General features: G+C 53.3%; 19 protein-coding genes and 2 pseudogenes. 10 read left to right on the forward strand and 11 right to left on the reverse strand.

Annotation, left to right across the window (positions count from 1 at the left end; translation table 11 throughout):
* Nucleotides 1-8: 8 nt before the first annotated feature.
* Nucleotides 9-578 (reverse strand): annotated as a pseudogene (locus ACO0LI_RS23960) (HAD family hydrolase).
* A 180-nt stretch (nt 579-758) separates the two neighbouring features.
* Between ACO0LI_RS23960 and ACO0LI_RS23965 the strand changes: the two are divergent.
* The 5 genes from ACO0LI_RS23965 (at nt 759) to ACO0LI_RS23985 (ending at nt 4,259) form a co-directional block, all read left to right on the forward strand.
* The gene (locus tag ACO0LI_RS23965) at nt 759-1,076 is read left to right on the forward strand and encodes a GNAT family N-acetyltransferase (protein WP_422954315.1); all 318 of its coding nucleotides are present in this window, start codon (nt 759-761) and stop codon (nt 1,074-1,076) included.
* Between the two features lie 105 nt (nt 1,077-1,181).
* Nucleotides 1,182-2,168, forward strand: coding sequence for a chromate resistance protein ChrB domain-containing protein (locus tag ACO0LI_RS23970; RefSeq protein WP_423035801.1), 987 nt, complete (start codon nt 1,182-1,184; stop codon nt 2,166-2,168).
* A gap of 99 nt (nt 2,169-2,267) precedes the next feature.
* Nucleotides 2,268-3,398, forward strand: a complete 1,131-nt coding sequence (locus tag ACO0LI_RS23975; RefSeq protein ID WP_423035910.1) for a chromate transporter — start codon at nt 2,268-2,270, stop codon at nt 3,396-3,398.
* Nucleotides 3,399-3,409: 11 nt separating this feature from the next.
* Nucleotides 3,410-3,775, forward strand: coding sequence for a rhodanese-like domain-containing protein (locus ACO0LI_RS23980; RefSeq protein WP_423035803.1), 366 nt, complete (start codon nt 3,410-3,412; stop codon nt 3,773-3,775).
* Between the two features lie 28 nt (nt 3,776-3,803).
* On the forward strand, nt 3,804-4,259 hold the full coding sequence (locus tag ACO0LI_RS23985; RefSeq protein WP_423035805.1) for a chromate resistance protein ChrB domain-containing protein: 456 nt from the start codon (nt 3,804-3,806) through the stop codon (nt 4,257-4,259).
* A gap of 34 nt (nt 4,260-4,293) precedes the next feature.
* Here ACO0LI_RS23985 and ACO0LI_RS23990 read toward each other — a convergent pair whose 3' ends face one another.
* Nucleotides 4,294-4,602: a hypothetical protein gene (locus ACO0LI_RS23990; protein ID WP_422954319.1), complete on the reverse strand. Its 309-nt coding sequence runs from the start codon at nt 4,600-4,602 to the stop codon at nt 4,294-4,296.
* A 367-nt stretch (nt 4,603-4,969) separates the two neighbouring features.
* Here ACO0LI_RS23990 and ACO0LI_RS23995 point away from each other — a divergent pair, with 367 nt between their 5' ends.
* Complete coding sequence (locus ACO0LI_RS23995) at nt 4,970-6,469, forward strand: DUF4214 domain-containing protein (RefSeq protein ID WP_423035807.1); 1,500 nt, start codon at nt 4,970-4,972, stop codon at nt 6,467-6,469.
* Between the two features lie 48 nt (nt 6,470-6,517).
* Entirely contained in the window at nt 6,518-6,955 is a 438-nt protein-coding gene (locus ACO0LI_RS24000) for a hypothetical protein (RefSeq protein ID WP_423035809.1), read from the forward strand.
* Between the two features lie 45 nt (nt 6,956-7,000).
* Here the strand turns inward: ACO0LI_RS24000 and ACO0LI_RS24005 are convergent, their stop codons facing one another.
* Both ACO0LI_RS24005 and ACO0LI_RS24010 read right to left on the reverse strand, forming a co-directional pair.
* Entirely contained in the window at nt 7,001-7,207 is a 207-nt protein-coding gene (locus tag ACO0LI_RS24005; RefSeq protein ID WP_423035811.1) for a DUF6434 domain-containing protein, read from the reverse strand.
* Between the two features lie 24 nt (nt 7,208-7,231).
* On the reverse strand, nt 7,232-8,011 hold the full coding sequence (locus ACO0LI_RS24010) for a metallophosphoesterase (RefSeq protein ID WP_423035813.1): 780 nt from the start codon (nt 8,009-8,011) through the stop codon (nt 7,232-7,234).
* A gap of 82 nt (nt 8,012-8,093) precedes the next feature.
* Here ACO0LI_RS24010 and ACO0LI_RS24015 point away from each other — a divergent pair, with 82 nt between their 5' ends.
* The 3 genes from ACO0LI_RS24015 to ACO0LI_RS24025 all read left to right on the forward strand — a co-directional run bounded on the left by ACO0LI_RS24015 (nt 8,094) and on the right by ACO0LI_RS24025 (nt 12,924).
* Nucleotides 8,094-9,041 carry a glycosyltransferase gene (locus ACO0LI_RS24015; RefSeq protein WP_423035815.1) on the forward strand — a complete coding sequence of 316 codons (948 nt, stop codon included), beginning with the start codon at nt 8,094-8,096 and terminating at the stop codon, nt 9,039-9,041.
* A 9-nt stretch (nt 9,042-9,050) separates the two neighbouring features.
* Nucleotides 9,051-9,974 carry a hypothetical protein gene (locus tag ACO0LI_RS24020; protein WP_423035817.1) on the forward strand — a complete coding sequence of 308 codons (924 nt, stop codon included), beginning with the start codon at nt 9,051-9,053 and terminating at the stop codon, nt 9,972-9,974.
* A gap of 211 nt (nt 9,975-10,185) precedes the next feature.
* On the forward strand, nt 10,186-12,924 hold the full coding sequence (locus ACO0LI_RS24025) for a diguanylate cyclase domain-containing protein (RefSeq protein WP_423035819.1): 2,739 nt from the start codon (nt 10,186-10,188) through the stop codon (nt 12,922-12,924).
* Between the two features lie 47 nt (nt 12,925-12,971).
* Here ACO0LI_RS24025 and ACO0LI_RS24030 read toward each other — a convergent pair whose 3' ends face one another.
* The 7 genes and pseudogenes from ACO0LI_RS24030 to ACO0LI_RS24060 all read right to left on the reverse strand — a co-directional run bounded on the left by ACO0LI_RS24030 (nt 12,972) and on the right by ACO0LI_RS24060 (nt 23,142).
* Entirely contained in the window at nt 12,972-15,761 is a 2,790-nt protein-coding gene (locus tag ACO0LI_RS24030; RefSeq protein ID WP_423035821.1) for a DUF6493 family protein, read from the reverse strand.
* A gap of 7 nt (nt 15,762-15,768) precedes the next feature.
* Nucleotides 15,769-17,121: an SWIM zinc finger family protein gene (locus tag ACO0LI_RS24035; protein WP_423035823.1), complete on the reverse strand. Its 1,353-nt coding sequence runs from the start codon at nt 17,119-17,121 to the stop codon at nt 15,769-15,771.
* Nucleotides 17,122-17,178: 57 nt separating this feature from the next.
* Nucleotides 17,179-18,108 (reverse strand): annotated as a pseudogene (mmsB, locus tag ACO0LI_RS24040) (3-hydroxyisobutyrate dehydrogenase); the annotation flags it as partial.
* Between the two features lie 141 nt (nt 18,109-18,249).
* On the reverse strand, nt 18,250-19,437 hold the full coding sequence (locus tag ACO0LI_RS24045; protein WP_423035825.1) for an enoyl-CoA hydratase/isomerase family protein: 1,188 nt from the start codon (nt 19,435-19,437) through the stop codon (nt 18,250-18,252).
* A complete protein-coding gene (locus ACO0LI_RS24050) occupies nt 19,434-20,225 on the reverse strand; it encodes an enoyl-CoA hydratase (protein WP_423035827.1) in 792 nt (263 codons plus the stop codon). The genes ACO0LI_RS24045 and ACO0LI_RS24050 overlap by 4 nt, the downstream gene beginning before the upstream one ends.
* A complete protein-coding gene (locus ACO0LI_RS24055; protein WP_423035829.1) occupies nt 20,222-21,382 on the reverse strand; it encodes an acyl-CoA dehydrogenase family protein in 1,161 nt (386 codons plus the stop codon). The genes ACO0LI_RS24050 and ACO0LI_RS24055 overlap by 4 nt, the downstream gene beginning before the upstream one ends.
* 248 nt (nt 21,383-21,630) lie before the next feature.
* Complete coding sequence (locus ACO0LI_RS24060) at nt 21,631-23,142, reverse strand: CoA-acylating methylmalonate-semialdehyde dehydrogenase (RefSeq protein ID WP_423035831.1); 1,512 nt, start codon at nt 23,140-23,142, stop codon at nt 21,631-21,633.
* Between the last annotated feature and the right edge of the window lie 225 nt (nt 23,143-23,367).

Raw genomic sequence — 23,367 nt, forward strand, 5'->3', positions numbered from 1 at the left:
TATGTTAATTATTCGCAAGTTACCGTTCTCAATTTGAATGTCCCGGCGATATCCAGCAGGGCACTATCTTTCTGGTCTCCAAGATAAGGTGCAATCAGAATATGGTTTCTCGGCTGCCTGGCGATTTTTTCTGGCGAATCATCCACTATCCTAATCTGGTCCAGCGTATATCCCTGACCCTGAATTTTTCTCAAATCCTTGATGTAAACATAGCTATTGCTTTTGATGTCCACCCGCTGCACACAGCGCTCGACCGATCAGGCAAACTTGACTGGGTAGCGAGTACCAAAGATTTGCGCGACCACAGCATCTACATATTCTCTTGATGACGATGACCATACTGCCAGGTCGTAATGTGGCGCCAGTTCTTCCAGCATTTCTGCCAAGAAGGGCCGCTGATAAACAAAGTAGGGTGGAAATGCAAAAGCCATAGGCTGATCCAAATCAGTCATGCTTGCATGGACTAATGTTTCATCAAGATCGAAGACAATAAGCTGGCGTTGTTTATTCGAATTCATATTTATCTTATGTCGCCTATTGCAGATGCAGTTCCTATCGTTGGCCTTGGCCTTGACCATTGCTACAGCATGATAGATGCAGCGCTAGCTCCCGGCAAGCAGATAAGCTATGGCTGACGGGGACACATAAAAACCTGATGTTTTCCGCTTGCCAGGCTGTTTTGTTTCTCGTTGACGAAATGAAGCCTGCCGGTATGACGTTGATGCCCTGATCGCTGCAGAATTGCAGGGGCATTGCCTGTGACTTTGCTCGCCTTGTCTTCAGATGATCAGATGTTTGGTGTTGCCGGCATCCTTGCCAGCACTCTCACGCACCAGCATCTGACGCCATGGTTATCTGCCGTTTTTGTTCCTGCGCAATTCCGTGGCAAGGGTATTGCTTCGGCACTGTCGCTGCGCGCTGCGGAAGAGGCGCGATCTATAGGCTTTGATCATTTTTATTTGTTCACACCGCGTAATGAATCGCTCTATGCACGCCTTGGCTGGCAGACCATTGAGAATGCCAGGCTGGACAATACGCCGGTCACGATCATGAGCAGGGCCACAAATCCTGCCTGATTATCCAGTAGGCAGATAGGCCGGATTTTATTTGTATTTTATAAATATAGGTAATTATCTCTACAAAATTTGTAATAATTAATATTATTATGTAGTATGTGTTTCATGAAAACGCAAACTATCAATGCTGATCCATCTGCCCGCTGGCTATTGCTGGTGCTGAGCCTGCCCACGAATAGTGCAACCGGGCGCATGCGTATCTGGCGCAATCTCAAGGCCCTGGGTTGCGGCTCCCTGCGCGATGGGGCTTATCTTTTGCCTTTTGGTGAGGTGCAGCAACAGGCACTGCAGGATTTGTCGGAAGAAACCTTGCGCGAAGGCGGTAGTGCCTGGCTATTGCATGTCTGGGCACAGACTGAAGACGAGAATCTGGCCTTCCAGGCCTTGTTTGACCGCAGTGGCGAATATGCTACCTGGCTGCAGACTCTGGCGGATGCACGTCCCGGCCTGGGTAATTTGAAGCCGCAAGAAATTACCAAGCTTTTGCGCAAGATGCGGCGTGAGTATGAGGCTTTCAAAAGCATAGATTACTTCCCTGGTGATGGCAGTAACACGCTCGAAGCTGTCTGGATGGATTTCATGCACGCGGCAGAGGGCCTGCTATCGGTCGGTGAACCCCAGGCAGTGCAGGCGGTAATCAAGGCGCTGGCCATTGATGATTATCAGGGGCGCAGCTGGGCTACCCGCCAGCATCTGTGGGTGGACAGGGTGGCTTGCGCCTGGCTGATACGCCGCTTCATCGACAGACAAGCGCGCTTTGTCTGGCTGGAGTCGGTCAATGATTGCCCACCAGGTGCGCTGGGTTTTGACTTTGACGGCGCAGCGTTTAGCCATGTCGGTGACCGTGTCAGTTTTGAGGTCTTGCTGGCCAGTTTTGATCTGGAAACTGACCGTGGCTTGCAAAGATTGGGGGCCATGGTGCATGTACTCGATATTGGCAATGGCTATGTGCCTGAGGCCAGTGGTTTTGAAGCCATGCTGGCCGGTGCACGGCAAAACGCCCGTGACGATGATGACTTGCTGGACAAAATAAGCGTGGTACTGGATGCGCTTTACCAGCATTTTTCTGTAGTGCAGCCAAGTACAACATAAGAGGTCACTGCGATGAGCCAGAGCCTGCCTGATTCAAATCAAACTGTACCAGATGTACCAGATGTACCAGATTCCGCTCCCGCCTATACGCTATGGCAAATGGTGCTCTACATGCTGCGCCTGGGCGCACTGGGCTTTGGTGGCCCGGTGGCGCTGGTCGGCTATATGCAACGCGACCTGGTTGAGCAGCGCGGCTGGATTTCGCCAGCCGATTATAAAGAAGGGCTGGCGCTGGCACAACTGGCGCCCGGCCCGCTGGCGGCGCAGCTAGGCATCTATATGGGCTATGTGCATTACCGCATCTGGGGCGCGACGCTGGTAGGCATTGCCTTTGTCTTGCCTTCTTTCGTGATGGTGGTGTTATTGGGTTGGGCTTATACCAGCTATGGCGGCCTGACCTGGATGCAGGCAGTGTTTTATGGTGTTGGCGCTGCAGTGGTTGGTATCATCGTCACGAGCACCAAGAAGCTCACGCAAAAAAGCATAGGCAAGGACAAGCTGCTATGGGCTATTTATCTTTTGCTGGCAGCACTGACCTTTATCACCGAGACAGAAATCGCCTGGCTGTTTATCGCTGCCGGTGTGCTGGTCTGGCTGTTGCGTGCACCACCTGCATGGCTGGGTGGTAGCAAACTGCCCGGCCTGACGCTGCTGCAATTACCCGTCATAGGCAGCATGCTGGCTACGCAAGACGCCTCGCTGTTAACACAGATCGCCATCTTCTTTGCCAAGGCCGGGGCCTTTGTATTTGGTTCTGGCCTGGCGATTGTCCCTTTCCTGTATGGCGGTGTAGTGACTGAACATCACTGGCTGACGGACAAGCAGTTTGTCGATGCCGTTGCAGTTGCCATGATCACGCCCGGGCCAGTGGTCATCACGGTGGGTTTTATCGGCTACCTGGTAGCGGGTTTGCCGGGGGCAACAGTGGCTGCGCTGGCTACCTTTTTGCCCTGTTATCTGTTCACTGTCATCCCGGCACCTTACTTTAAAAAATATGGCAAGTTGCCCGGCGTGATTGCTTTTGTCGATGGCATCACGGCGGCAGCGATAGGCGCGATTGCCGGTTCTGTGCTGGTCATTGCCAGGCGCTCAATACTGGATGTACCGACGGCAGTGATTGCCCTGGTCAGTATCTTCCTGTTGTGGAAGTTCAAGAAGTTACAGGAACCCGTCATCGTTGCGGCTGCAGCGGTTCTGGGTTTGCTCATTTACCCCTTGCTTCACCCTTAGAGGAGTTGGAAATGAATCAAACTGAACAAACAGAACAAACAGAACAAACAAAGCAAACCGTCAGCGTCGCCGAGTTCATGCGCGAGCTTAGCAGCGCTAATCCGCCAGCGGTTATTGACGTGCGCAGGCGCCCGGCCTTTGAAGCTGACAGCTTGCAGGTTGTCGGGGCAGTCTGGCTGGACCCTGAGCAGGTGACTAACTGGGCACCGGCGCTGACGCAACAACAGAATGTCGTTGTGTACTGCATCAAAGGACATGAAGTCGGTATTAATTGCGCCAGCGCTCTTAATGAAGCGGGTATCGCAGCACGATACCTCGAAGGTGGGCTGGAAGCCTACAAACAGGCTGGCGGCATGCTGGCCAGACGGGCAGGCTAAGTCTTGTCATCATCGTGGGAGAACAATCATGCAATGGATTACCCGTGAACGACCCAAGATAGACCGCACTGCCTGCCCCTGGCTGATCGTGAATTTCATCGACAGTGAAGCAGAATTCTTATATGTGCCTGATACCGACGTCTTGCGCATCGCCAGAGAAACCGCTGCCATACCGTACGATATTCCGGGCGTGGAATTGAGTCATGTCGGTGACTTGTGCAGTTTTGATGCTTTCCTGAAAAAATATGCATTGGCCGCTCCTGCCTTGCACACCCTGGCGACCATCGTCCGTGGCGCAGACACCGGCAAGCTGGATTTGACGGCGCAATCGGCAGGCTTGTATGCCTTGTCACTGGGCTTGTCAAAAACCTTTGCAGGTGACCACATTATGCTAAGACATGGCATGGTCATGTATGACGCGCTGTATGCGTGGTGCCTGCACTGTCAGGCAGAAGCACATCAATGGCCACCGTTAATGAACTGAAGCATAAGGCGGCTGCGGCTGCCTTTGCTGGCAATCATTTCACCTGGCTGGACGCCGGGCTTTTTTCAAATTGTCCATTACCCAGATACTTCAGGTATTTGCTGTTGCCATCGGCATCGGCCATCTGGTAATACTCACCCACATGCAGAGTCGGCAGGCCATCATTGAGGGCCTGCATTTTCTCGGCTGTGACATAGTGAACGGTGCCGGATTGCGAGTCGATTCTATAGACCTTGCCGTCGGATGCCGCCACCAGCTCGTAGCGCTGGCTGGACCAGCCTCTGTCGCAGGCGGCCAGGTTGAACATCACCAGTAAGATCGACAGTACGCGCAGTTGTTTCATGCCTACTCCAGGAAATTGTCATTCAGGGCTTCAAGACCAAATGAAGATTGAAAATATATTTTCTAAATTGTTATTCTGAAAATATAAATGATCATTATTTAAATTGCAATTAATTTTGCTATGAATATCCATTTGACAGTCATAAGAAAAATATATGCCCTGGGTGAAATGAGTACTTGTCGGTGAACAAGATTGAAGAAATAGCATTGTCATATTCAAATTGAGACAAAATGTTACAATTGCCGTGAAATTCTTTGCATGTCATACATGCATTCAAGCAAGACATCCGTTTCATCTGCCTGGCAGCCATGTGCATGCTGCAGCTTGAGGTAGTGAACCAGTTCCCTTATTCAGATAAATTTCATTTATGGCAAACATCAATATCAAACTGTCTCAAAACATGGTTAACGCTAATTACCAGCAATTGATCAAATCGCCTCCTACCAATGGCAGCCTGGGGACTTTGTTTGATGTTTTCCCTAAACTGGGTGCGCTTTGGGCCAGAGATCATGCGTATTATTCTGCACTCGATTTTGGCGGTAATCAGGCGAGATTTTCCTTCCCTGACGGTGCCAGCATGACTTATACGGGACTGGTGCTCGACGACCCCTATGCTGCAGCAGGCAAGGCCTCGGCGACAAAGTTGAGCTTGTATTACAGCGGGGTAATGTCGATTGTTGAAGGTGGTCAGTTCAATTTCAACTACGCCAATACCACGATCAATGGTGCCAATTCTGTTTCCATTACACCGACCAGTGCTCTGCTGACTGACTTGTCGTTTTCTACCTTATTACCTGCTTATAGTCCCAGCTATGATCCGGTGACAGGGAATGTCTATATCACTGTCAAGGGTGCCATCCGTGGCGACGTTAATAGCAATAATGTAGGTACCATCAGCAAGGTGACGGCAACTGCCGACAAATACATTGCATCGACTATTGTGGAAGGCAATTTCAATCTTTCATCCAACAGCAATAGCGTGGCACAGGGTTTGAGCAAGTCCAGCGTCAGCGGTGTGATGAATTCTTCAGTCACTGAATACTATGATGGCAGCTACAACCGCATCACTGGCGTTTCCGTGTCTTTGTCAGCCAACCAGCAGATAGATGAAAAACTGCTCGCTGATGAGTCTTCATTTGCCGGTGCAGATGTCATCAGTGTCGATTTGCCTGGCGTCATGTATTCGGATTACCTGATCGCCTCAGGCGCAGGTGCCGACCTGATCACCGTCAATGGTGGCGGTGGCCGTTTGCACGTCAATGCTGGCAGCGGCAATGATGCCATCAATGTTGGCACAGGCAACCATAATATCGATGGCGGCACCGGTATGGACACCGTCATCATGGCTGGCAATGCCAGCAATTTTGCAATTACCCCGGTTGGCTCGGCTTTTCAGCTGCGCGTCAAATCGAATGGTGACATCGACAGTCTGTTCAATGTCGAACGCCTGCAGTTTTCTGACAAGAGCATCGCGCTCGACATCAATGGCACGGCAGGCCAGGCTTATCGCCTGTACCAGGCTGCATTTGGCCGCAAGCCCGACCTCGAAGGCCTGGGTTACTGGATCAAGGACATGGACAAGGGTTCGAGCCTGACGACGGTGGCAGCAGGTTTTTTCCAGTCGGCTGAATTCCAGAAGCTGTATGGTGCCAACCCATCGACTACGACGCTGATCACGAATTTTTACCAAAACGTCTTGCACCGTGCGCCAGACCAGGCGGGTTTTGATTACTGGAACAATCAGTTAAGCAAAGGCCAGATCACGGCCGCCGGTGCACTGGCGAGTTTCTGTGAAAGTACCGAGAACCAGGCCCAGGTCATAGGCACGATACAAAACGGCATAGAGTTCAAACTGTGGCTGGGTTGAGTTAGTGTGCTGAGTCTGCCTCACGTCTCCCGGTCAAGGAGGCAGACCTTGGAAGGAGCAAGAGAAATGAGTGCTTGCCCCACATTTGATGAATATAAAAAGTGCTACTCCATGAACAGAGCTAAAGACGAGGCAGATATCCCCATTGAGTTTAGTCGCCAGCAAGAATTGAATCCTGCATTGGTCAGGATACACAAATTACTGTTGATACCTTATGTCATTATCTGGCTCGTGCTGGCTTTAATCCCAGTTGTGTCTGGTGTGGACGTCAGTTTGAAGCCGGCCATTTTTTCGACGGCTTGTTTTATTGTTCCTATCCTTTTACATTTTTTTGCCATGCGAGGTGCGCGTGAAGGAAAAAAATGGGGGTGCACCTTGTCCAAATTGATCGGCATAATTTGCTTGCCGGGTTTTCCGGTGCTGACAACTTTGGGAATTTACATACTTAGGCACACGGGCGAACGCTGGATGTCTGCAAACAGCTGATTATTCAGAGCTTACAATCCAGAGCTTACAATCCAGAGCTTACAATCAAGCTTGCCGCCTCTTCCACTCATCCGCCACATCCCCCATGGTCTTGTGCTCACCATTGATGATCCAGGCCATGAAGTTGCGGTCTAGTTTGCATTCAGCACCGCATTCTGCACTTAAAAAACGCCTGACGTTTTGCGTGTTCTTGTAGTCTTTATCGACGACAGTGGTGCGTGAGATGTCGAGGCTGTGCCAGTCTGTTTTCATGGTTTATTCCTTTTGTGTTCCCGCTCAAAGTGTAATCACTAAATCTGGATCAAAATGCGCATTCTCCATCCTGCCATTGTGCAGGGGGTAGCCACAAGGGTTACAGATGACGCGACATTTTCCCAGGTGATAATCAAAGCTGTCATGCATATGGCCATGTATCCAAAGATCAGCTTTTTGCGCCAGTGTATCGAGTTCAGAAGCAAAGGCGGCGGATAGCAAATCGTCCGCATAGCGCGGCGCTACCGACTGTATCGACGGTGCCATGTGGCTGACGACGACAGTGCGGCCCTCAAAGCTGGTATTGAGTCTTTTATTGAGCCAGGATTTTTGTCGCGCATGGATGAGTGCGGTGTCCGCTGCTTCCAGTTTGCGATAACCTTGTTCAGCCAGGGTGATGCGCTGATAATCGGGCATCAGGTCGGCAGCCTCTGTCATGGCGTAGGGGCGTTGCTCTTCGCCAAAAAGGCAAAAATCTGTCCATAGCGTTGCACCCAGAAAGCGTATGTCACCTATCTGGTATTCACGGGCATTGAGGAAGTGCACATTGTCTGTAACCTCACAAGCACGGGCAACGTCGGCCTGCATGTCTTCAAGGTTTTTGCCATAGGCTTCATGATTGCCATGCACATACAGCACGGGGATGCCGGCAAACTGTTGCGCTGCCCAGCTCACTGCCTTGCTGCCGCTATGGATATCGCCAGCCAGCACCACCACATCAGGCTGGCTGATGGCGGGGTCTATGAGAGGTGCGGTATCACCCCAGGCTTCAAGGTGCAGGTCAGACAGGATTTGTATGCGCATGAGTACCTAGCGTATAGTATTGATTTTGCATTATAACAAGTGAGCTGTTATTGCATTTGCCAGGCGCAATTATTATTACATCATGTCTGAACTCGTCATCCTCACCACTTACTTCAACCCCTGCCGTTATGTCTCGCGCAGGCAGAATTATGATGTCTTCATGCAGGGCATGCGGGCGGCTGGGGTGACTTGTATTACCGTTGAATGTGCATTTGGCGATGCGCCCTTTGAATTGCCTGCCGCAATGGATGTCTTGCAACTGCGTTCAGCTACCTTGCTGTGGCAAAAGGAAAGGCTGCTGAACCTGGCGGCATCCTGGTTGCCTGCCACTTGCCGCTATGTGGCCTGGCTGGATTGCGATATCGTGTTTGAGAATAAAAATTGGGCAAGCGAACTGGTGGCGGTGCTGCAGCAATACCCGGTGGCACAAGTGTGGGATAGTTGCCTGCGCCTGGAGCAAGATGGCGGTACAGGTGCCGCGCCCGACCGCGTCCGCTCTTTTGCTGCCGTCATGCAGGTGCAACCTGCTACCTTGCATGCGGGGCGTTATGATACCCACGGCCATACCGGTTATGGCTGGGCCATGCGACGCAGTCTTTTTGACAGCGTGGGTCTGTATGAGGCGGCGATTTCTGGCAGTGCAGATCATTTCATGGCGCATGCGATTTATGGCGACTATAACTTTTGCATACAGAATGCCTTGAAGCATGACCGTGCGCAGATACAGCATCTGCAAGCCTGGGGCCAGCGCTTTTATGAACAGGTGCAGGGCAGGCTGGGTGTGGTGGCTGGTGAAATCCGCCACCTGTGGCACGGCGAGGCACAGCACCGTCGCTATTTCCTGCGCATGCATGAGATCACCGACCTGGGGTTTAATCCCTGGACGGATTTGCAGCAGCAGCCAGGACGCCCGCTGGAGTGGCATGCCGATATGCGCAAGCCGCGCCTGCGCCAGTATTTCATTGATTATTTCCAGTCCCGCCGTGAAGATGGCGAACAATCCCAGCTACAAAACAGTCCCTTGCCGTGAAAGAAAATTATGTCTAATTACGACCTCAGCTATGATTATGCAGCCTTGCTGGATCCTGCCCTGTCAGATATTGATGTCGCCATCGCGGGTCTGAAGCTATCCACCCAGGCCACCAAGGAGCAGATCGCGGCGCAAAGCGCCTTGCTGGAGCAGCAACGGGCCGCGCGCAAGCAGGCGCTGGAAGGGCAGGTGGAGCGCGTGTTGCCGGATTTTTCATCGGCAGCACTGTTGGCGCTGGAACAGCATTTCCCTGGCTTTGTCGATGATCTGGTGCGCGAGACCTTCCGGGAAAACCGCAAGATATTGGGCCTGTTCAGCCGTTCTGGCAGCGACAATGCCATGATCATTTTAAAGACCCGCCTGGCTTTTTTCCTCAACCACCAACAGGGCAGCTACTTTGATGCGCTTGATGAGCAAGTGACGGCCGTCAAGGGACTGATACAAAACCTGGAACAGTTGTACTACAGCGACCTGGACCTGTTGCAGGCGCTGGAAGAATTGCGGGGCCTCAGTGGTGATATCCCACCAGCCATGCAGCGCCAGATACACCAACTGGCCATGCAGACCCGTGAACTGGCCGCGCGTCGCGTCAGAGGGGGGGTACCAGGGCCAGCGGCTGAACATGATTACCCTGCCAGCGATATGACCAGTAACTATAGTTATGACGATAACCGTGCCTGGATTTACCTGGGTACGGTCAGCTATACCGACAATGCTTACTATGGCCACGACGATACCAGCACTGGTACCCACAGTAATAGCAACAATGATACTGCCACTGACAGACCACAGGCACCTGACTGTGACGATCAGCCGGGTGCCAATGATGTGCCGATTTGCGTGCCAGACCGCCAGCAGGGCCAATCTGCCCTGATTATGGACATGGGCAGCGCAGTTATCTTGACGGACGACAGTCTGGGCCGGTTTTCCTGATGTAGCATTTTTCTGGTGGACGGCCACTTCCAGGCAGTGATTGTCGCGTTTTTACATCGCTGTCCCCTGGCTGAGTTGAGCTTGCCACTGGGGCAAGACTGGCATGGCACATAGATTTGCAATCTGCCAGCCAGTGTAAGCCTGAAAATATGTTGCCCTTGTACAGGCGGATGCTAAGATCATCGTGATTGCTCTTTGATTGCCGAATGATATGTCATCAGCCCCGCTATTTCGTATATTCCGTATCCGCGATATCACCTTGAAAACCCGCCTGACCGTGGCGGTGGCGATTTTCTTTGTCCTCTCCCTGAGTTTGCTGTATGCGCTGGCTTCGTCCGTATTTGAAAGCGCGCTGGAAAAACTCATCGTCGCCAGGCAATCCAGCCTGATCGCCAATCTGGGCAATGAAATTGACCAAAAGGTAGAACTCCGGAAAAATGCCCTGATCCGTCTGGCCAGTGACCTGGGATCAGGTGACATCAGTGAGCAGAACGTCCAGAGCTTTATCGAGCGTTATCACAGCCTTGATGGCTTGTTTGATAATCTGGCCGTGTTTGATGTGCGTGGTGACATCGTGGCCAACATGGACAACCCCGACACCAAAGGCCAGCTCAATATCAGCAGCCGCGACTATTTTCAAAGGGCGATTAAACAAAAAAAGATCACCATATCGAACCCTTTGAAAAGTGGCCTGTCCGGGCGGCCTCTGGTCGTGGTTTGTGTGCCTGTCTTTGACCCCAGCGGCCATATGCTGCTGGTACTGGTGGGTACCATAGAGCTGACGCAGGACAGCTTTCTGGCTGACCTGGCAACCGCCAAAATCGGTGAGCAAGGCTATTTTTATGTGCTGACGACCGAGGGCGTTTTTGTCACGCATCCTGATCACAGGCAGATATTAAAAAACAGCCGCGAATCACCAGACAAAAACCAAATACCCGAAACTGCATTCAATGCACTGGAAGGTAGCCTGACTACCAACGACAATACCAAAGATGAAGCCATACTGAGTTACCGACGCCTGAAGTCGGTAGGCTGGATGGTTACTGGTGTATTTCCTACCAACGAGGCCTTCAGCATCGTCGCAAAGGTGAGACGTGAAGCAGTCTTGCTTAGCCTGGCCCTGCTGCTGAGTTTGCTGCTATTGGTCTGGTGGTTCATGTACTGGCAACTCGCGCCTTTGCAAAAACTGCGCGACAAGGTCAATAATGCCGAGGCCAATTTACTGATGACGCAGGCCAGTCATGAATACCCCAGAGACGAAATAGGTGACCTGGCCAAGGCCTTTGATGATGCCATGATCAAACGCAGGGATGCCGAGGCAGCCCTGAGCGCCAGTGAAAAGAAACTGCGCCTGATTGCAGACAATATGTCAGCCTTTATCGCCTATGTCGATTATCGCGAGCAATATACTTTCGTCAACAAGCGCATAGAGCACTTGTTTGGTCTCACTGCGCAACAGGCGATAGGAAAGACCATCAAGCAGATTTCTACTCCGGAATTTTATCGCCAGACTAAACCATATGTGACCCAGGTCTTGAATGGGGAATGGACTTGCTTTGAGCGCCGCATCGAGCGCTATGGTTATTGGGAGTGGGATAGAGTGACCTATGTGCCAGACTTTAACAAGGCCGGCCAGGTCGATGGCTTTTTTGTACTGGTAGAAGACGTCACCGAATTCAAGCGCGTGCAGGATGATCTGACGCGCAGTGAAAAACGTGTACGCACCATCACCGACAATGTGCCGGCGATGATCGCTTATGTCGATGCCAGCGAACGCTACCAGTTCTGCAACCGCAATTACGGCCAGATCCCCGGTCTCGAACCTGCACATCTGCTGGGTAAGACCGTGCGCGAAGTGTTTGGTGAGCAATCATATCTTGAATTGAAAGACAATATGCAGCGTGCCCTGCATGGCGAAAAAATCTCGTTTGAACGCTATGCGCCTGAGCGTGATATCAAGCGCTTTTTGCAATATGAATACGTGCCCGACACCAATGCCGAGGGTGCCACCCTGGGTTATTATTCCATGGTCATCGACATCACCGCACGCAAAGAGGCAGAGCTCAAACTCGCTGCCAGCGAAGGCCTGCTGCGCACCATTGCCGACAATATCCCGGCCTTTGTCAGCCTCATCGATAGTGAAAACCGCTATCAGTTCGTGAACCGCCCGTATGAAACCTGGTTCAATCTGCCCTTGTCCGAAATACGCTGCCAGCCGGTATTATCGCTGCTGTCTGGCGCCATGCAGCAAGAACATCATGTGCATTACAAACTCGCCATGGCTGGTGAAAAAACCGAATTTGAAACCGAGATCAGCGTCGCAGGCAAGACCGGCCATTACCATGCCACGTATGTACCGCAATATGATGCCATTGGCAAAGTAGTCGGCGTCAACAGCCTCATCAACGATATCAGCGACGCCAAGGCTGTAGAGCAGCAATTGCTGGCTCTGGCCAGGTTCGACACCCTGACCGGCCTGCCCAACCGCAACCAGATCAATGAAAGAATGGAGCAGGCCAGCGCCCGTTCACAACGTACTGGCCGTCTGATGGCGATGATGTTCCTGGATGTCGACAAATTCAAGAGCATCAACGACAGCCTGGGCCACCATGCCGGCGACCTGGTCTTGCAGGAATTCGCCAGCCGCCTCAAGCACTGCATACGCCAGACTGATCTTGCTGGCCGCCTCGCAGGCGATGAATTCGTCATCGTACTTGAGGGCCTGAACATGCACAGCGAAGCCGACATGGTCGCCAGCAAAATCGTGCAGGCCATGACCACGCCTTTTGACATAGAAGGCAAACCTCTGATGGTGACCACCAGCATAGGTGTGGCGATTTCGTCAGAACATAATTCCAATGCTGGCGAGATGCTGAAGAAGGCGGATGAAGCTTTATATCTGGCCAAGAAGGCGGGGCGGAATAATTTCAAGGTCTTGCAACTAGAGTAGGGCTTGCCTTATTCCGGGAGACAAGTCCTACTCTCAACTGGCGAGTATTATCCAGCTAGCAGTGCCTTCAGTGCTGCCTTGCCTTTTCCACCGATCTGCATATCACGCAGGGCTGCCAGAGTATGTTCAGGCAGATTTTGTTTCACTTCAAGGCGTAATTCGTGCAAAAGCTCCAGCAGGGCTGCCATGTCTTTAGGAGGTGATTGCGGGCTTTGTGTCACCATGGTGCAGTATAGTTGAAACACCAGTTGTGGTGCCAGTGCATGGGCACGTGCTGCTGTCGCCAGGCTTTTGGCATAGCGGCTGGCCTTGACTTGTGGCGTTGCCAGCAGGCCGTGAATGGCGTTGGCGAGAGCTGTTGCGTCGAGACGCCCTTCCAGCCAACTGGCGACCAGGGCATCTATCGCGACTGCAGTCTGGCCAGGCTCTTTACCCGCCAGTGTAAAGGCCAACAGCATGATGGCGCTGCTGCTCATGGGTACTGTGGGGTCAAGCAAGAGGTTCAGATAAGCCTTGTTATACCACGCTGCTTCCCACCAGTCGAGATTGTTGGCAATGGCATGGGCACCTTCGGCAAAGACGGCTTCGAGGCTGGAAGGTATCATGCTGGCCGACCAGCGAATCTGGCCCTCATTATTGCCACCAAAACCTTCTGTGCGGTGGAAATAGCCTTGATCCTCTATAACCTGGGGGTGACGCAAGATACTCAGATAAGCCTGGTCTATGGCCCTGGGCGTTGGTGTGGTACGCAAGTGACTGTGATAGAAGGTGTAAACTTCATTCTTGCTGACCTCTATCTCAAAACGATAGCGTGCGGCATGCGCGCCATCTGGCCCAAAGTCACCATATAACTGGATGAGGTTGGCATCGTCTTCATTCGGGTAACGGGCGCGGGCGGCGGCGATATACAGGGAGCTGTCCTTGCCTTTGGCAGGTATGCTGACTTGTGAGCCCAGGGCGTAGCGCAAGGCATTGTGATAAGGCGTGTCCGACAAGCTGGCAGCTTGCTCGTGCAGGCTGGTTTCATTACTCGGAGCCAGACGCAAGAGGCTGAGTACCTGCTCTTGCAATGGTTGTTGCAAGCCTAGCACATGTTGCTCGCGTGTTCGTTCTATCAAGATGGCAGGGGCTATATAACCACGTTGATGGCTAGGTGCTGCTAGTGGTGAAACTGACTTGCCCTGCGCCAGGATATCCATCAAATCATCAGTGCGCTGGCAGAGGACACTATGCACATCAAAACGGCCTTTGGCAAAACTGCTGGTGGGCGGTAGTCTTTCGGCTTCAAATATAAATACCAGCAGGCGCGCCAGTTCGCGCGCCAGTGGCTTGTCCATATTGCGCCAGTTATCTGAACTGGGTTTCAGTTTTTGTGCGCGCTTGAGTACAGGGCCAAAACGCTTTTTATCATCAGCAGAAAACGGTGCCAGCTTCAACAGGGCATGGAGGACGGTTTCAAAACAGTCAGTGTCATCATTGTTTTCAAAGATATAGGCGCAGGCTTCGATGAGTGCGTCAATATCACTGATGATTGGCAGGGCGCGGCTCTCTGCTATGGGCGATGGCAGAGGTTGCAAAATGGGTAATGCCTGCGATATCTGGATAATGGCTGATGGCTTGGAAGTATCAGCAGCAGGAGTTCCCAGTAAAGCCATCAAAGCATTACGGTTACTGGCTGCAACCTGGGGTAACAATTGCCTGGCTTGCTCTTGCGTAGCCGCATCCATGCCCCATTTACTCAGGCGGCTGATGATTTTCTTTTGCATGTCTGCTGCTTCATGCAGTAAGCCAAACACGGCAATAGATGCCGCTTCCTGCGCCAGGCTGGCATCTTTGAGGATAATCTGGTCGAGCAATTTCAGGGCGACATCCACTTGCGCCTTGACGGCAGATGACAACAGGGGTTGCAGCGCTGTCAGCAAGGCAGTATTGCTGATGGCGTCTGCAGCCTGCAAAGTGCCCAGCACCTTGAGCGCCATGCTGACAGTAGGCGGGATGCGGCTGTGGCACAGACCCAGATAGCGTTCGTTGAAAACGCGCATTTCTTCTACTGTTGGTGCCAGTGCATCATGAAAGCGCGAGAACCAGCCAGAGCGGAATTGTATCCAGTCTTTTTCCAGCGCACCCAGGGTTTTATCCAGCAACAGCTCGCGGCTATACACGCCTTTCTGGCACAAATTCAAGAATAACTGTTGCCAGGTGTGGGCAGAATTATGAGTATATTTATCGCGCCCGGCCAGACTGATATCTGTCGTTCCCTCGATATCGAACAACTGCAGCAATGGGCCTTGCAATAATTCTGGATCGTGTTTTATCCAGTAAGCTACATCGGGTACGCGGTCTGAATGTATTTCCTGGCTCAGCAAACCCAGGAGGTAATTGTCATGTGTGGGGCGTTCTGCCAGGCCACTGATTAGCAGGCTTTGTATGATACGAAAACTTCCCTGGTTACGCGACACCATATTTGATACCAAATTTTCAGTCGATGGTGGTGTATAGGCTTTCCATAATTCGACCAGTTCTTCTGGCTTGATAAAAAATATCCAGGAATTTTCAGCGACATCATTTGTAGTGCAACACAAAAAGATCGCAGAACGCAGGCATTGCCATTGCTGGGCAGTGACATTGCTGCGCCAGGCAGACTTGCTCATATCCATGGTATAGCGTGACTTCTCCATGACTTTGTTCATGCGCATCACACTAGTTCTATGTTGCGACCACTGAGTTTTTTCCTGCGCTTGCAGATAAGCCATCATGTCCTGATAGTTACCTGCGACGACAAATTCTTCCAGTGGAGTCTTTGCTGCGAATGCTGCTTCAATTTTTTGTTCTGCCATGAGTATCCTAATTTTCTGTCATTGCTTCAACTGCCAGTACATGCTTGCAGGGCCCGCGCAAACCTTGGTGCTTGGCATACCAGGGACAGGTACAACGTAATTCACCATCAATTTCGCGTACACGGTGCTGGATTTCTGCGCTCTGCACACTGGCTTCAAGCGGCTGTTTTTTTATGATGCTGACCGCATTGTCTTTTATCAGTTCACGGGCAGCAGCCAGGCGTGGATGCAAGTCTTCTGCCATGCTTAAATCCAGTGGTAGTACTCGGTGGAAGTAACTGCCTTCTGTTACATCAAAACCCAGCAGACCAGAGACGCCGAGTATACGCAGGCTGTCTTCTATGCTGGCTTGCGGTAAATCCAGTTGCTCTGCCAGTGCAGGGACTTGCAATGAAGATTGCCATTGCAAGAGAGCGCACAGGCGGGGCAGAGCATCGGCGTTCTGCATATTCATCAGTGCGCGCAGGGCCTGGCCTTCGCCAGAAAAACCGCGCCAGACTTCGGCGCTCAGGGCCAGCGTCAGGCGGGCACCAGAAAATTGCAAGACCCAGGCACTGGCTTGCTGCGCTTCGTCAGCAAAAATTGCCATGGACTTTACGCGCGGCAGCAAGGCTTCCAGCACACGCAGACGGGTGCTGTCGACCAGGCGTATGCTATTCGGTTCCGGTCTGGTCGTTGTACGCAGGCCAAAGGGGCCATGCGATATCCAAAGCGGCGTCTTACTGGTCGATGCCTTGGGGAGTGAACGCAAGAAGCGCAGGGCTTCAGCTCCGCTGACTTCAACGATCTTGCGCATGCCAGCCTGGTAAGATTGTACTTCCAGCATGCCACGTATCCAGCGCAGTGGCAGTTCAACTTTTTTCTCGACAACGCTATTGCCACCGACATGCAGGGTAAATGCGTCCTGTCCGACTGAAAGTGCCAGACCTGATGCATCGCGTACTCTTGCCAGCGCTGCCCGCATGGGAGCATTGAAATCGACGTTGGTCGTGCCCTTGCCGACGATATCACCCTCATAACTGTCCGGCAGCATGTCGACACGCACATAGGCGCTGCAACAGGAAGAGAAACCTTCAAAACGCAAGATACCGCCGCCAGATGTAACGACTGGGTCAGCCAGCATGAGGTTTTTTGCCAGGGTATTGGCAGGTGTGAAAAAGCGTGAACCGACGATGATATGGACAGCAGTCAGCAATTCGGCCGACAGGCGCGGCTGCTTCAGCAGACCTTCAAAGAAGTGCGGGTGGGTGATCACTGACTTGTCGTCAGTGCCAGATGTGGCCAGTTGCAGCCTGGGCCTGATATCTTCTCTCAGGGCCGAGGCTTGCAGGTAGTGGTAGGCGTGTGCTTGAGTAGTCATGGGCGCTAGCATATCGCTTTGTGTAGCGATTGTCATCGCGCCCGCGCCTCAGTATTTTTATTCCTTTTTCTGAAGCAGCTCGAGTATGCTGGAAAAATCCTTGCCACCAGCACCGATCTTGCTATGAATGCCGTACAGATTGCGCACTGCTTCACCCAGCGGGATACTGGAATTGCTACCCAGCGCTGCCTCGGTTGCCAGGCCCAGGTCCTTGAGCATCAGGTCTACTCCAAAGCCACCAGTGTAGCCGCGTGATGCGGGGGCGGTGTCCATGACGCCGGGGTAGGGATTGTACAGTTCCAGCGCCCAGTTGCGGCCTGAGCTTTTGCTCATGATGTCGGACAGGACTTTGGGATCAAGCCCATTCGCTACGCCCAGCGCCAGTGCTTCTGCCGTGCCTGCCATGAGTATGCCCAGCAGCATGTTGTTGCAGATTTTGGCGGTTTGCCCGGCACCGTGTTCACCAGCGTGGAAGATGTTCTTGCCCATGGCGTTCAGCACCGGACGGGCACGTTCGAGATCGTCTGTACTACCGCCGACGATGAAAGTCAGCGTGCCAGCGGCTGCGCCTGCTGTGCCGCCTGAGACTGGGGTATCGACCATTGCCAGCCCGCGTGCGGCTGCTGCTTGTGCGACTTTCTTGGCAGATTGCGGGGCGATGGTGCTGCAGTCTATGACCAGTGCGCCATTGGCGATGTGGGCGAGTATGCCGTCATCGCCAAGGTAGAGGCTTTCTACATGGCGGCTGGCGGGCAGCATGCTGATGACGATGTCCGCGCCTTCTATGGCCTGTTTTGCGTTGCCTGCGGCTAGTGCACCGGCGTCTGCCAGTGTTTTGAGGGCAGTGGGGGAGAGGTCGAAGACGGTGAGTGGGTAGCCTGCCTTGAGCAGGTTAAGGGCCATGGGGGCGCCCATGTTGCCGAGGCCGATGAAGGCGATTTTGGATTGGTTTGACATGGTTTTTCTCCTTTTATTACGTGTTCTTTGTTCAGATTGGCGGTCGTTCCTCGTAGGTTGGGCTACGTTTTACCAGCCCAACACCCGGCGTTTCAACAACGTATTCGTTTATTTAAGGCCCAGTGTTGGGCTGGTAAACCGTAGCCCAACCTACGGACCTCGGCTTGATACTCACGCAGCTCTCTTTTGGATATTTTCAATCACACCCAAATCCCTTAAAGGATGCTGCTCTGCCGCCCAAAGACGCGCAAAATATCGCTCACCATCTTTCGGCTGCAATGCATCCAAACTACCCGGCAACCATTGCGGTTTCTGATCCTTATCGACAATCAAGGCCCGTATCCCTTCCGCAAAATCATGGCCTTGCGCACAGGCGAGTGCTGCAACCAACTCCATGCGGAAGATTTCTGCCAGCGACAAATGCTTGCCTCTTTCCTGCAGGGCATGTGCCAGCCAGGCAGAGGTCGGGCTGCCTTTTTGCAGGCTGCTGACGGCTTTTTGCAGCCACACATCGTCGTTCAACAAGTTCACATCAAGCTGGCAGATATTGCCGATGATGGTGCTCAGGTCAGCGGCACTGCACAGTTGATTGATGAGATCAAAATGCTGGCGCAATGGCCCGGCGCTGCTGACCAGGTTGGCATTGCGTTGCTGCTCATGCAGGATATGGCTCAGGCGCAGATGGTTGTTTTCTGCTTGTGTGCTCCATTCGCAGGCTTGTAGGCGGGCCAGCAGCTCTGCCTTGCTCTCGTGCGGCAATTGCAGGTCGGCCAGCTTCACAAATACGGCGTCGCTGGCATTGATGTTGGCACCTGTCAATGCCAGGAATAAACCCAGCTTGCCCGGCATACGGTTCAAAAACCAGGTGCCGCCTACGTCGGGGAACAGGCCAATCGCAATCTCAGGCATGGCGAGGCGGGATTTTTCTGTGACCACGCGGTGGCTGGCACCGGCCATCAAGCCTATACCACCACCCATGACGATGCCATGGCCCCAGCATAATATGGGTTTGCGGTAAGTATGGATTTGATAGTCGAGGCGGTATTCCTGCTCGAAAAAATCCAGGGCATAGGCATTACCCAGCAGGTCGTCTTTTTTATCGGAGGCATGATGCTCACGCATTCTGGCGTACAGGTTTTGCAAGTCGCCGCCTGCGCAAAATGCTTTCTCGCCAGCGGCTTGCAAGACCACCATGGCGATGCTGTCATCTTCATTCCAGGCTTGCAATTGCTTGCCCAGTAATTGCACCATTTCCTTGGACAGGGCGTTCAGGGTTTTTTCTGAATTGAGGGTGGCCACGCCTAGCTGCATGCCATTGGCGGCAGGCAGGGTGTGGAACAGGACTGGGGCGTCGCTCATGCATTCCTCCACACGGGTGGGCGCTTTTCCAAAAAGGCAGTGACGCCTTCTTTTTGATCGGCGGTGTCAAACAGGGCCAGGAAGGCTTCGCGTTCTTGTGGCAGCACGGTATTCATCGGTTGCTGGCGTGCGCCTTGTATCAGCTGTTTGCATGCCTTGACGCTGCTGGGGCTTTGCTTGCCTACCTGTTTGGCCAGCGCCAGTGCGTGTTCCAGTGCGCCGCCGGTGGCGACGACTTCTTCTACCAGGCCTATGCGCAGAGCAGTGGCAGCATCGACACGTTCACCGCACAAGATCAGGCGCTTGGCCCAGCCTTCGCCGACCAGCCAGGCCAGATTTTGCGTGCCGCCAGCGCAGGGCAGCAAGCCCACTGCGGCTTCTGGCAAGGCCATCTGCGCCTGGGTTTCGGCAATGCGCAAATCACAGGCCAGCGCGCATTCCAGGCCACCGCCCATGGCGTAGCCATTGATGGCAGCGATGGAAACACCACGGAAGCGGCTCAGGGTTTCAAATGCTTCACCAAAGCGGCGTGCCATGTCGAGCGCCACGGCCTTGTCACCATCGGCAAACAGTTTCAAATCTGCGCCTGCTGAAAAGAATTTCTGGCCTGAGCCTGTAATGACGAGGCTGTAGATATCTGCATCGGCATTGAGGTCATTGACGAGTTGCGTCAATGCCTGCAAACCCGCAGCCGTCCAGGTATTGGCGGGCGGGTTGGACAGGGTCACCAGGGCAGTGTGGCCTATGATTTCGCATTGTAGATTGGTGTAATTACTGTACTTGCTCATAAAAATTCCTCGCTTGCGGGTTGGTTTAGCATGTGGCGGGCGACGATGACGCGCATGATTTCATTCGTGCCTTCGAGTATCTGGTGCACCCTGACATCGCGCAGGAAACGCTCCAGCGGGTATTCGCGTATATAGCCATAACCGCCGTGGATTTGCAGGGCTTCATTGCAGACGGTAAAGCCAGTGTCGGTTGCCAGGCGCTTGGCCATGGCGCAATACACTGAGGCATTGTCTGCCTTGCTGTCTAGCTTGCTGGCGGCGAGACGCACCATCTGGCGGGCAGCCACCAGCTCGGTTTGCATGTCGGCCAGCTTGAATTGCAGTACCTGGAAGTCAGACAGTTTTTTCTGGAACTGCATGCGCTCATTCATATACGCTTGCGCGCTATTGAGTGCTGACTGCGCCGCACCGATGGAGCAGGTGGCGATGTTGATGCGGCCACCGTCCAGACCACGCATGGCAATGCGAAAGCCTTCGCCTTCTTCACCCAGCAAGTGGCTGCGTGGTATGCGTACCTGGTCAAAATTGACGGTACGGGTGGGCTGGCTGTTCCAGCCCATCTTGTCTTCTTTCTTGCCATAGCTAATGCCGGGCAAATCTGCCGGTACGGCAAAGGCAGAGATACCGCCTGCACCATCACCCCCCGTGCGCGCCATGACGACCAGCATATTGGTGGCACCTGCGCCCGAGATAAAGGCTTTGCTACCGTTGAGGGTATAGCTGTCACCATCGAGGCGGGCGCTGGTGCGTAGTGATGCCGCGTCAGAACCCGAGCCAGCTTCGGTCAGGCAATATGAAGCCAGTTTTTTACCAGCGGCCAGTTTGGGCACCCATTCTTGCTGCACTTCTGGCGTGCCCCAATTAGCTATCATCCAGCTCGCCATATTGTGTATCGTGATATAAGCCGTGGTCGAAGGGCAGGCGCGGGCCAGCTCTTCAAACACGATGGCTGCATCCAGCCGCGTCAGTCCCAGCCCGCCCAGTTCTTCTGGCACATACAGCCCGCAAAATCCCAGCTCCCCGGCATGGGCGATGACGTCCAGCGGGAAGTGGGAAGTGGCATCCCAATGCGCGGCTTGCGCCGTCATTTCATGGGCGGCGAAGCTGCGGGCAGATTGCTGGTAGGCGCGCTGGTCTTCGTTCAATTCGAAATCCATATTATCCTAGCCCCGGTAGTTGACCGCTATTGGCAGTCAATAGATGAAGTAGTGTATTAACCATTGTTCGCTTTCAATAAGGTGTGACATGCTGAGAGCGCTACAAGTGCAATTGCACACTTTTCCAGCTCCCTGCCGTTGTTGTTCCTCCTAGCAGACGCTAGTCTGCGTCGTCGTCACGCCTAGCCAGGAAACTGGAAAAATGCACACTTGCACTTGTCCAACTACCGTGGCTAGGATGCCTCCCCTTATTTCAGCGAGATGGTCGTATTCACCTTGCCAGCGCTGACGCTGTCATCAAACCAGCGTGCCGTGATGGTCTTGGTCTGGGTGTAGAACTGTATGACCTGCTTGCCATAAGGTCCCAGGTCACCGAGTTTGGATGCACGTGAACCGGTAAATGAAAACAGCGGCACAGGCACAGGAATAGGCACGTTGATGCCGATCTGGCCTACGTCGATATCTTCTTCAAAGGTACGTGCAGCAGCGCCAGACTGGGTGAACAGTGCCGTGCCATTGCCGTTAGGGTTGGCGTTGATGATGGCGATAGCGTCGGCCAGCGTATCTGCCTGCATGATGCACAATACCGGGCCAAAGATTTCTTCTTCATACACACGCATGCCGGGTTTGACGCCGGTGAACACAGTAGGGCCAACGAAGTTGCCATGTTCATAGCCTGGCACTTGCGGTGCGCGGCCATCCAGCACCAGTGTCGCACCTTCAGCAATACCTTGCGCGATCAGGCTTTCTACCCGTTCTTTGGCGGTGCAGGAAATGACCGGGCCTATGTCGGTATTGGCTTCAGCACCCGCATTGATCTTGAGGCTGCGGGCGCGGTCCAGCAAGTCTGGCACCCATTGATTGGCTTCACCAACCAGTATCACCACGGACAAGGCCATGCAACGCTGGCCAGCAGCACCAAAGGCAGCACCGGCAAGGTTGTTCAGGGTTTGTTCTTTATTTGCATCTGGCAGGACGATGGCGTGGTTCTTGGCACCCATCATGCATTGCGCACGTTTGCCCGCCAGTGTCGCGCGGTTATACACATGCGTACCTACGCGGGTAGAGCCTACGAAGGACACCGCCTTGATATCAGGGTGGTCGCAAATCGCATTGACGATGTCTTCGCCACCATGCACCACATTCAGCACGCCAGGCGGTATGCCAGCCTGCATGGCCAGTTCAGCCAGACGCATGGTGACCATGGGGTCTTGCTCGGACGGTTTCAGGATGAAGGTATTACCGCATGCAATCGCCATAGGGAACATCCACAGCGGTATCATCGCCGGGAAGTTGAAAGGGGTGATGCCAGCGCACACGCCCAGCGGCTGGTTCAGGGTATAGGTATCGACACCGCTGGCGACGTTATTGGCAATCTCGCCCATTTGCAGGTTGCCGATATTTGCCGCATGCTCAACCACTTCCAAACCACGGAAGATATCGCCTTCAGCATCGGCCAGGGTCTTGCCCTGTTCGGCTGTCAGCAACGCTGCCAGCTCGGCCATGTTTTCACGTATCAGTTGCTGGTATTTCAAAAAGATGCGGGCGCGTGTGCCTATCGCTGTCTTGCGCCAGGTCTTGAACGCGGCCTTGGCAGCATCGACTGCGGCCTGCATTTCATCTGGCGTGGTAAATGGCACATGGGCCAGCACCTGTTGCGTGGCCGGGTTGATCACATTGCGCCATTGCGTGGATTTGGAGTCTATCAGTTCGCCGTTGATGAGCAGTTTGACGTTGGGAACCTGGGTAAGAGTTGCCATGATGATTTCCTGTACTTTCTTGATTGCGCACGGACAGACGGCGGGCCATGCCCGCAACAACAGCCGCACTGATGCCTGAAAACAAGACAGCCGCCACCTGCAGAAACCTGCCGCAGCAACCATCCTGACCATGGGCATACGCCGTGTGGACGCACACCCGCCACGCACCTTCCGTACGTGACCAGACCTTGGAAAAACAGTGAAAGAACAGTATTGAAGACTAGC

The organism is Undibacterium sp. Tian12W, from assembly GCF_049339405.1.
Taxonomy (GTDB): Bacteria; Pseudomonadota; Gammaproteobacteria; order Burkholderiales; family Burkholderiaceae_D; genus Undibacterium.

Excerpts from the sequence above, each read along its gene's own strand:
- ACO0LI_RS24050 (WP_423035827.1), bottom strand. The coding sequence starts at position 20,225 with ATGAGCAAGTACAGTAATTACACCAATCTACAATGCGAAATCATAGGC.
- ACO0LI_RS23975 (WP_423035910.1), top strand. The coding sequence starts at position 2,268 with ATGGTGCTCTACATGCTGCGCCTGGGCGCACTGGGCTTTGGTGGCCCG.
- ACO0LI_RS24035 (WP_423035823.1), bottom strand. The coding sequence starts at position 17,121 with ATGACTACTCAAGCACACGCCTACCACTACCTGCAAGCCTCGGCCCTG.
- ACO0LI_RS23990 (WP_422954319.1), bottom strand. The coding sequence starts at position 4,602 with ATGAAACAACTGCGCGTACTGTCGATCTTACTGGTGATGTTCAACCTG.
- ACO0LI_RS23985 (WP_423035805.1), top strand. The coding sequence starts at position 3,804 with ATGCAATGGATTACCCGTGAACGACCCAAGATAGACCGCACTGCCTGC.
- ACO0LI_RS24020 (WP_423035817.1), top strand. The coding sequence starts at position 9,051 with ATGTCTAATTACGACCTCAGCTATGATTATGCAGCCTTGCTGGATCCT.
- ACO0LI_RS24025 (WP_423035819.1), top strand. The coding sequence starts at position 10,186 with ATGTCATCAGCCCCGCTATTTCGTATATTCCGTATCCGCGATATCACC.
- ACO0LI_RS24045 (WP_423035825.1), bottom strand. The coding sequence starts at position 19,437 with ATGAGCGACGCCCCAGTCCTGTTCCACACCCTGCCTGCCGCCAATGGC.
- ACO0LI_RS23980 (WP_423035803.1), top strand. The coding sequence starts at position 3,410 with ATGAATCAAACTGAACAAACAGAACAAACAGAACAAACAAAGCAAACC.
- ACO0LI_RS24015 (WP_423035815.1), top strand. The coding sequence starts at position 8,094 with ATGTCTGAACTCGTCATCCTCACCACTTACTTCAACCCCTGCCGTTAT.
- ACO0LI_RS24060 (WP_423035831.1), bottom strand. The coding sequence starts at position 23,142 with ATGGCAACTCTTACCCAGGTTCCCAACGTCAAACTGCTCATCAACGGC.
- ACO0LI_RS24010 (WP_423035813.1), bottom strand. The coding sequence starts at position 8,011 with ATGCGCATACAAATCCTGTCTGACCTGCACCTTGAAGCCTGGGGTGAT.
- ACO0LI_RS23995 (WP_423035807.1), top strand. The coding sequence starts at position 4,970 with ATGGCAAACATCAATATCAAACTGTCTCAAAACATGGTTAACGCTAAT.
- ACO0LI_RS23970 (WP_423035801.1), top strand. The coding sequence starts at position 1,182 with ATGAAAACGCAAACTATCAATGCTGATCCATCTGCCCGCTGGCTATTG.
- ACO0LI_RS24030 (WP_423035821.1), bottom strand. The coding sequence starts at position 15,761 with ATGGCAGAACAAAAAATTGAAGCAGCATTCGCAGCAAAGACTCCACTG.
- ACO0LI_RS24005 (WP_423035811.1), bottom strand. The coding sequence starts at position 7,207 with ATGAAAACAGACTGGCACAGCCTCGACATCTCACGCACCACTGTCGTC.
- ACO0LI_RS24055 (WP_423035829.1), bottom strand. The coding sequence starts at position 21,382 with ATGGATTTCGAATTGAACGAAGACCAGCGCGCCTACCAGCAATCTGCC.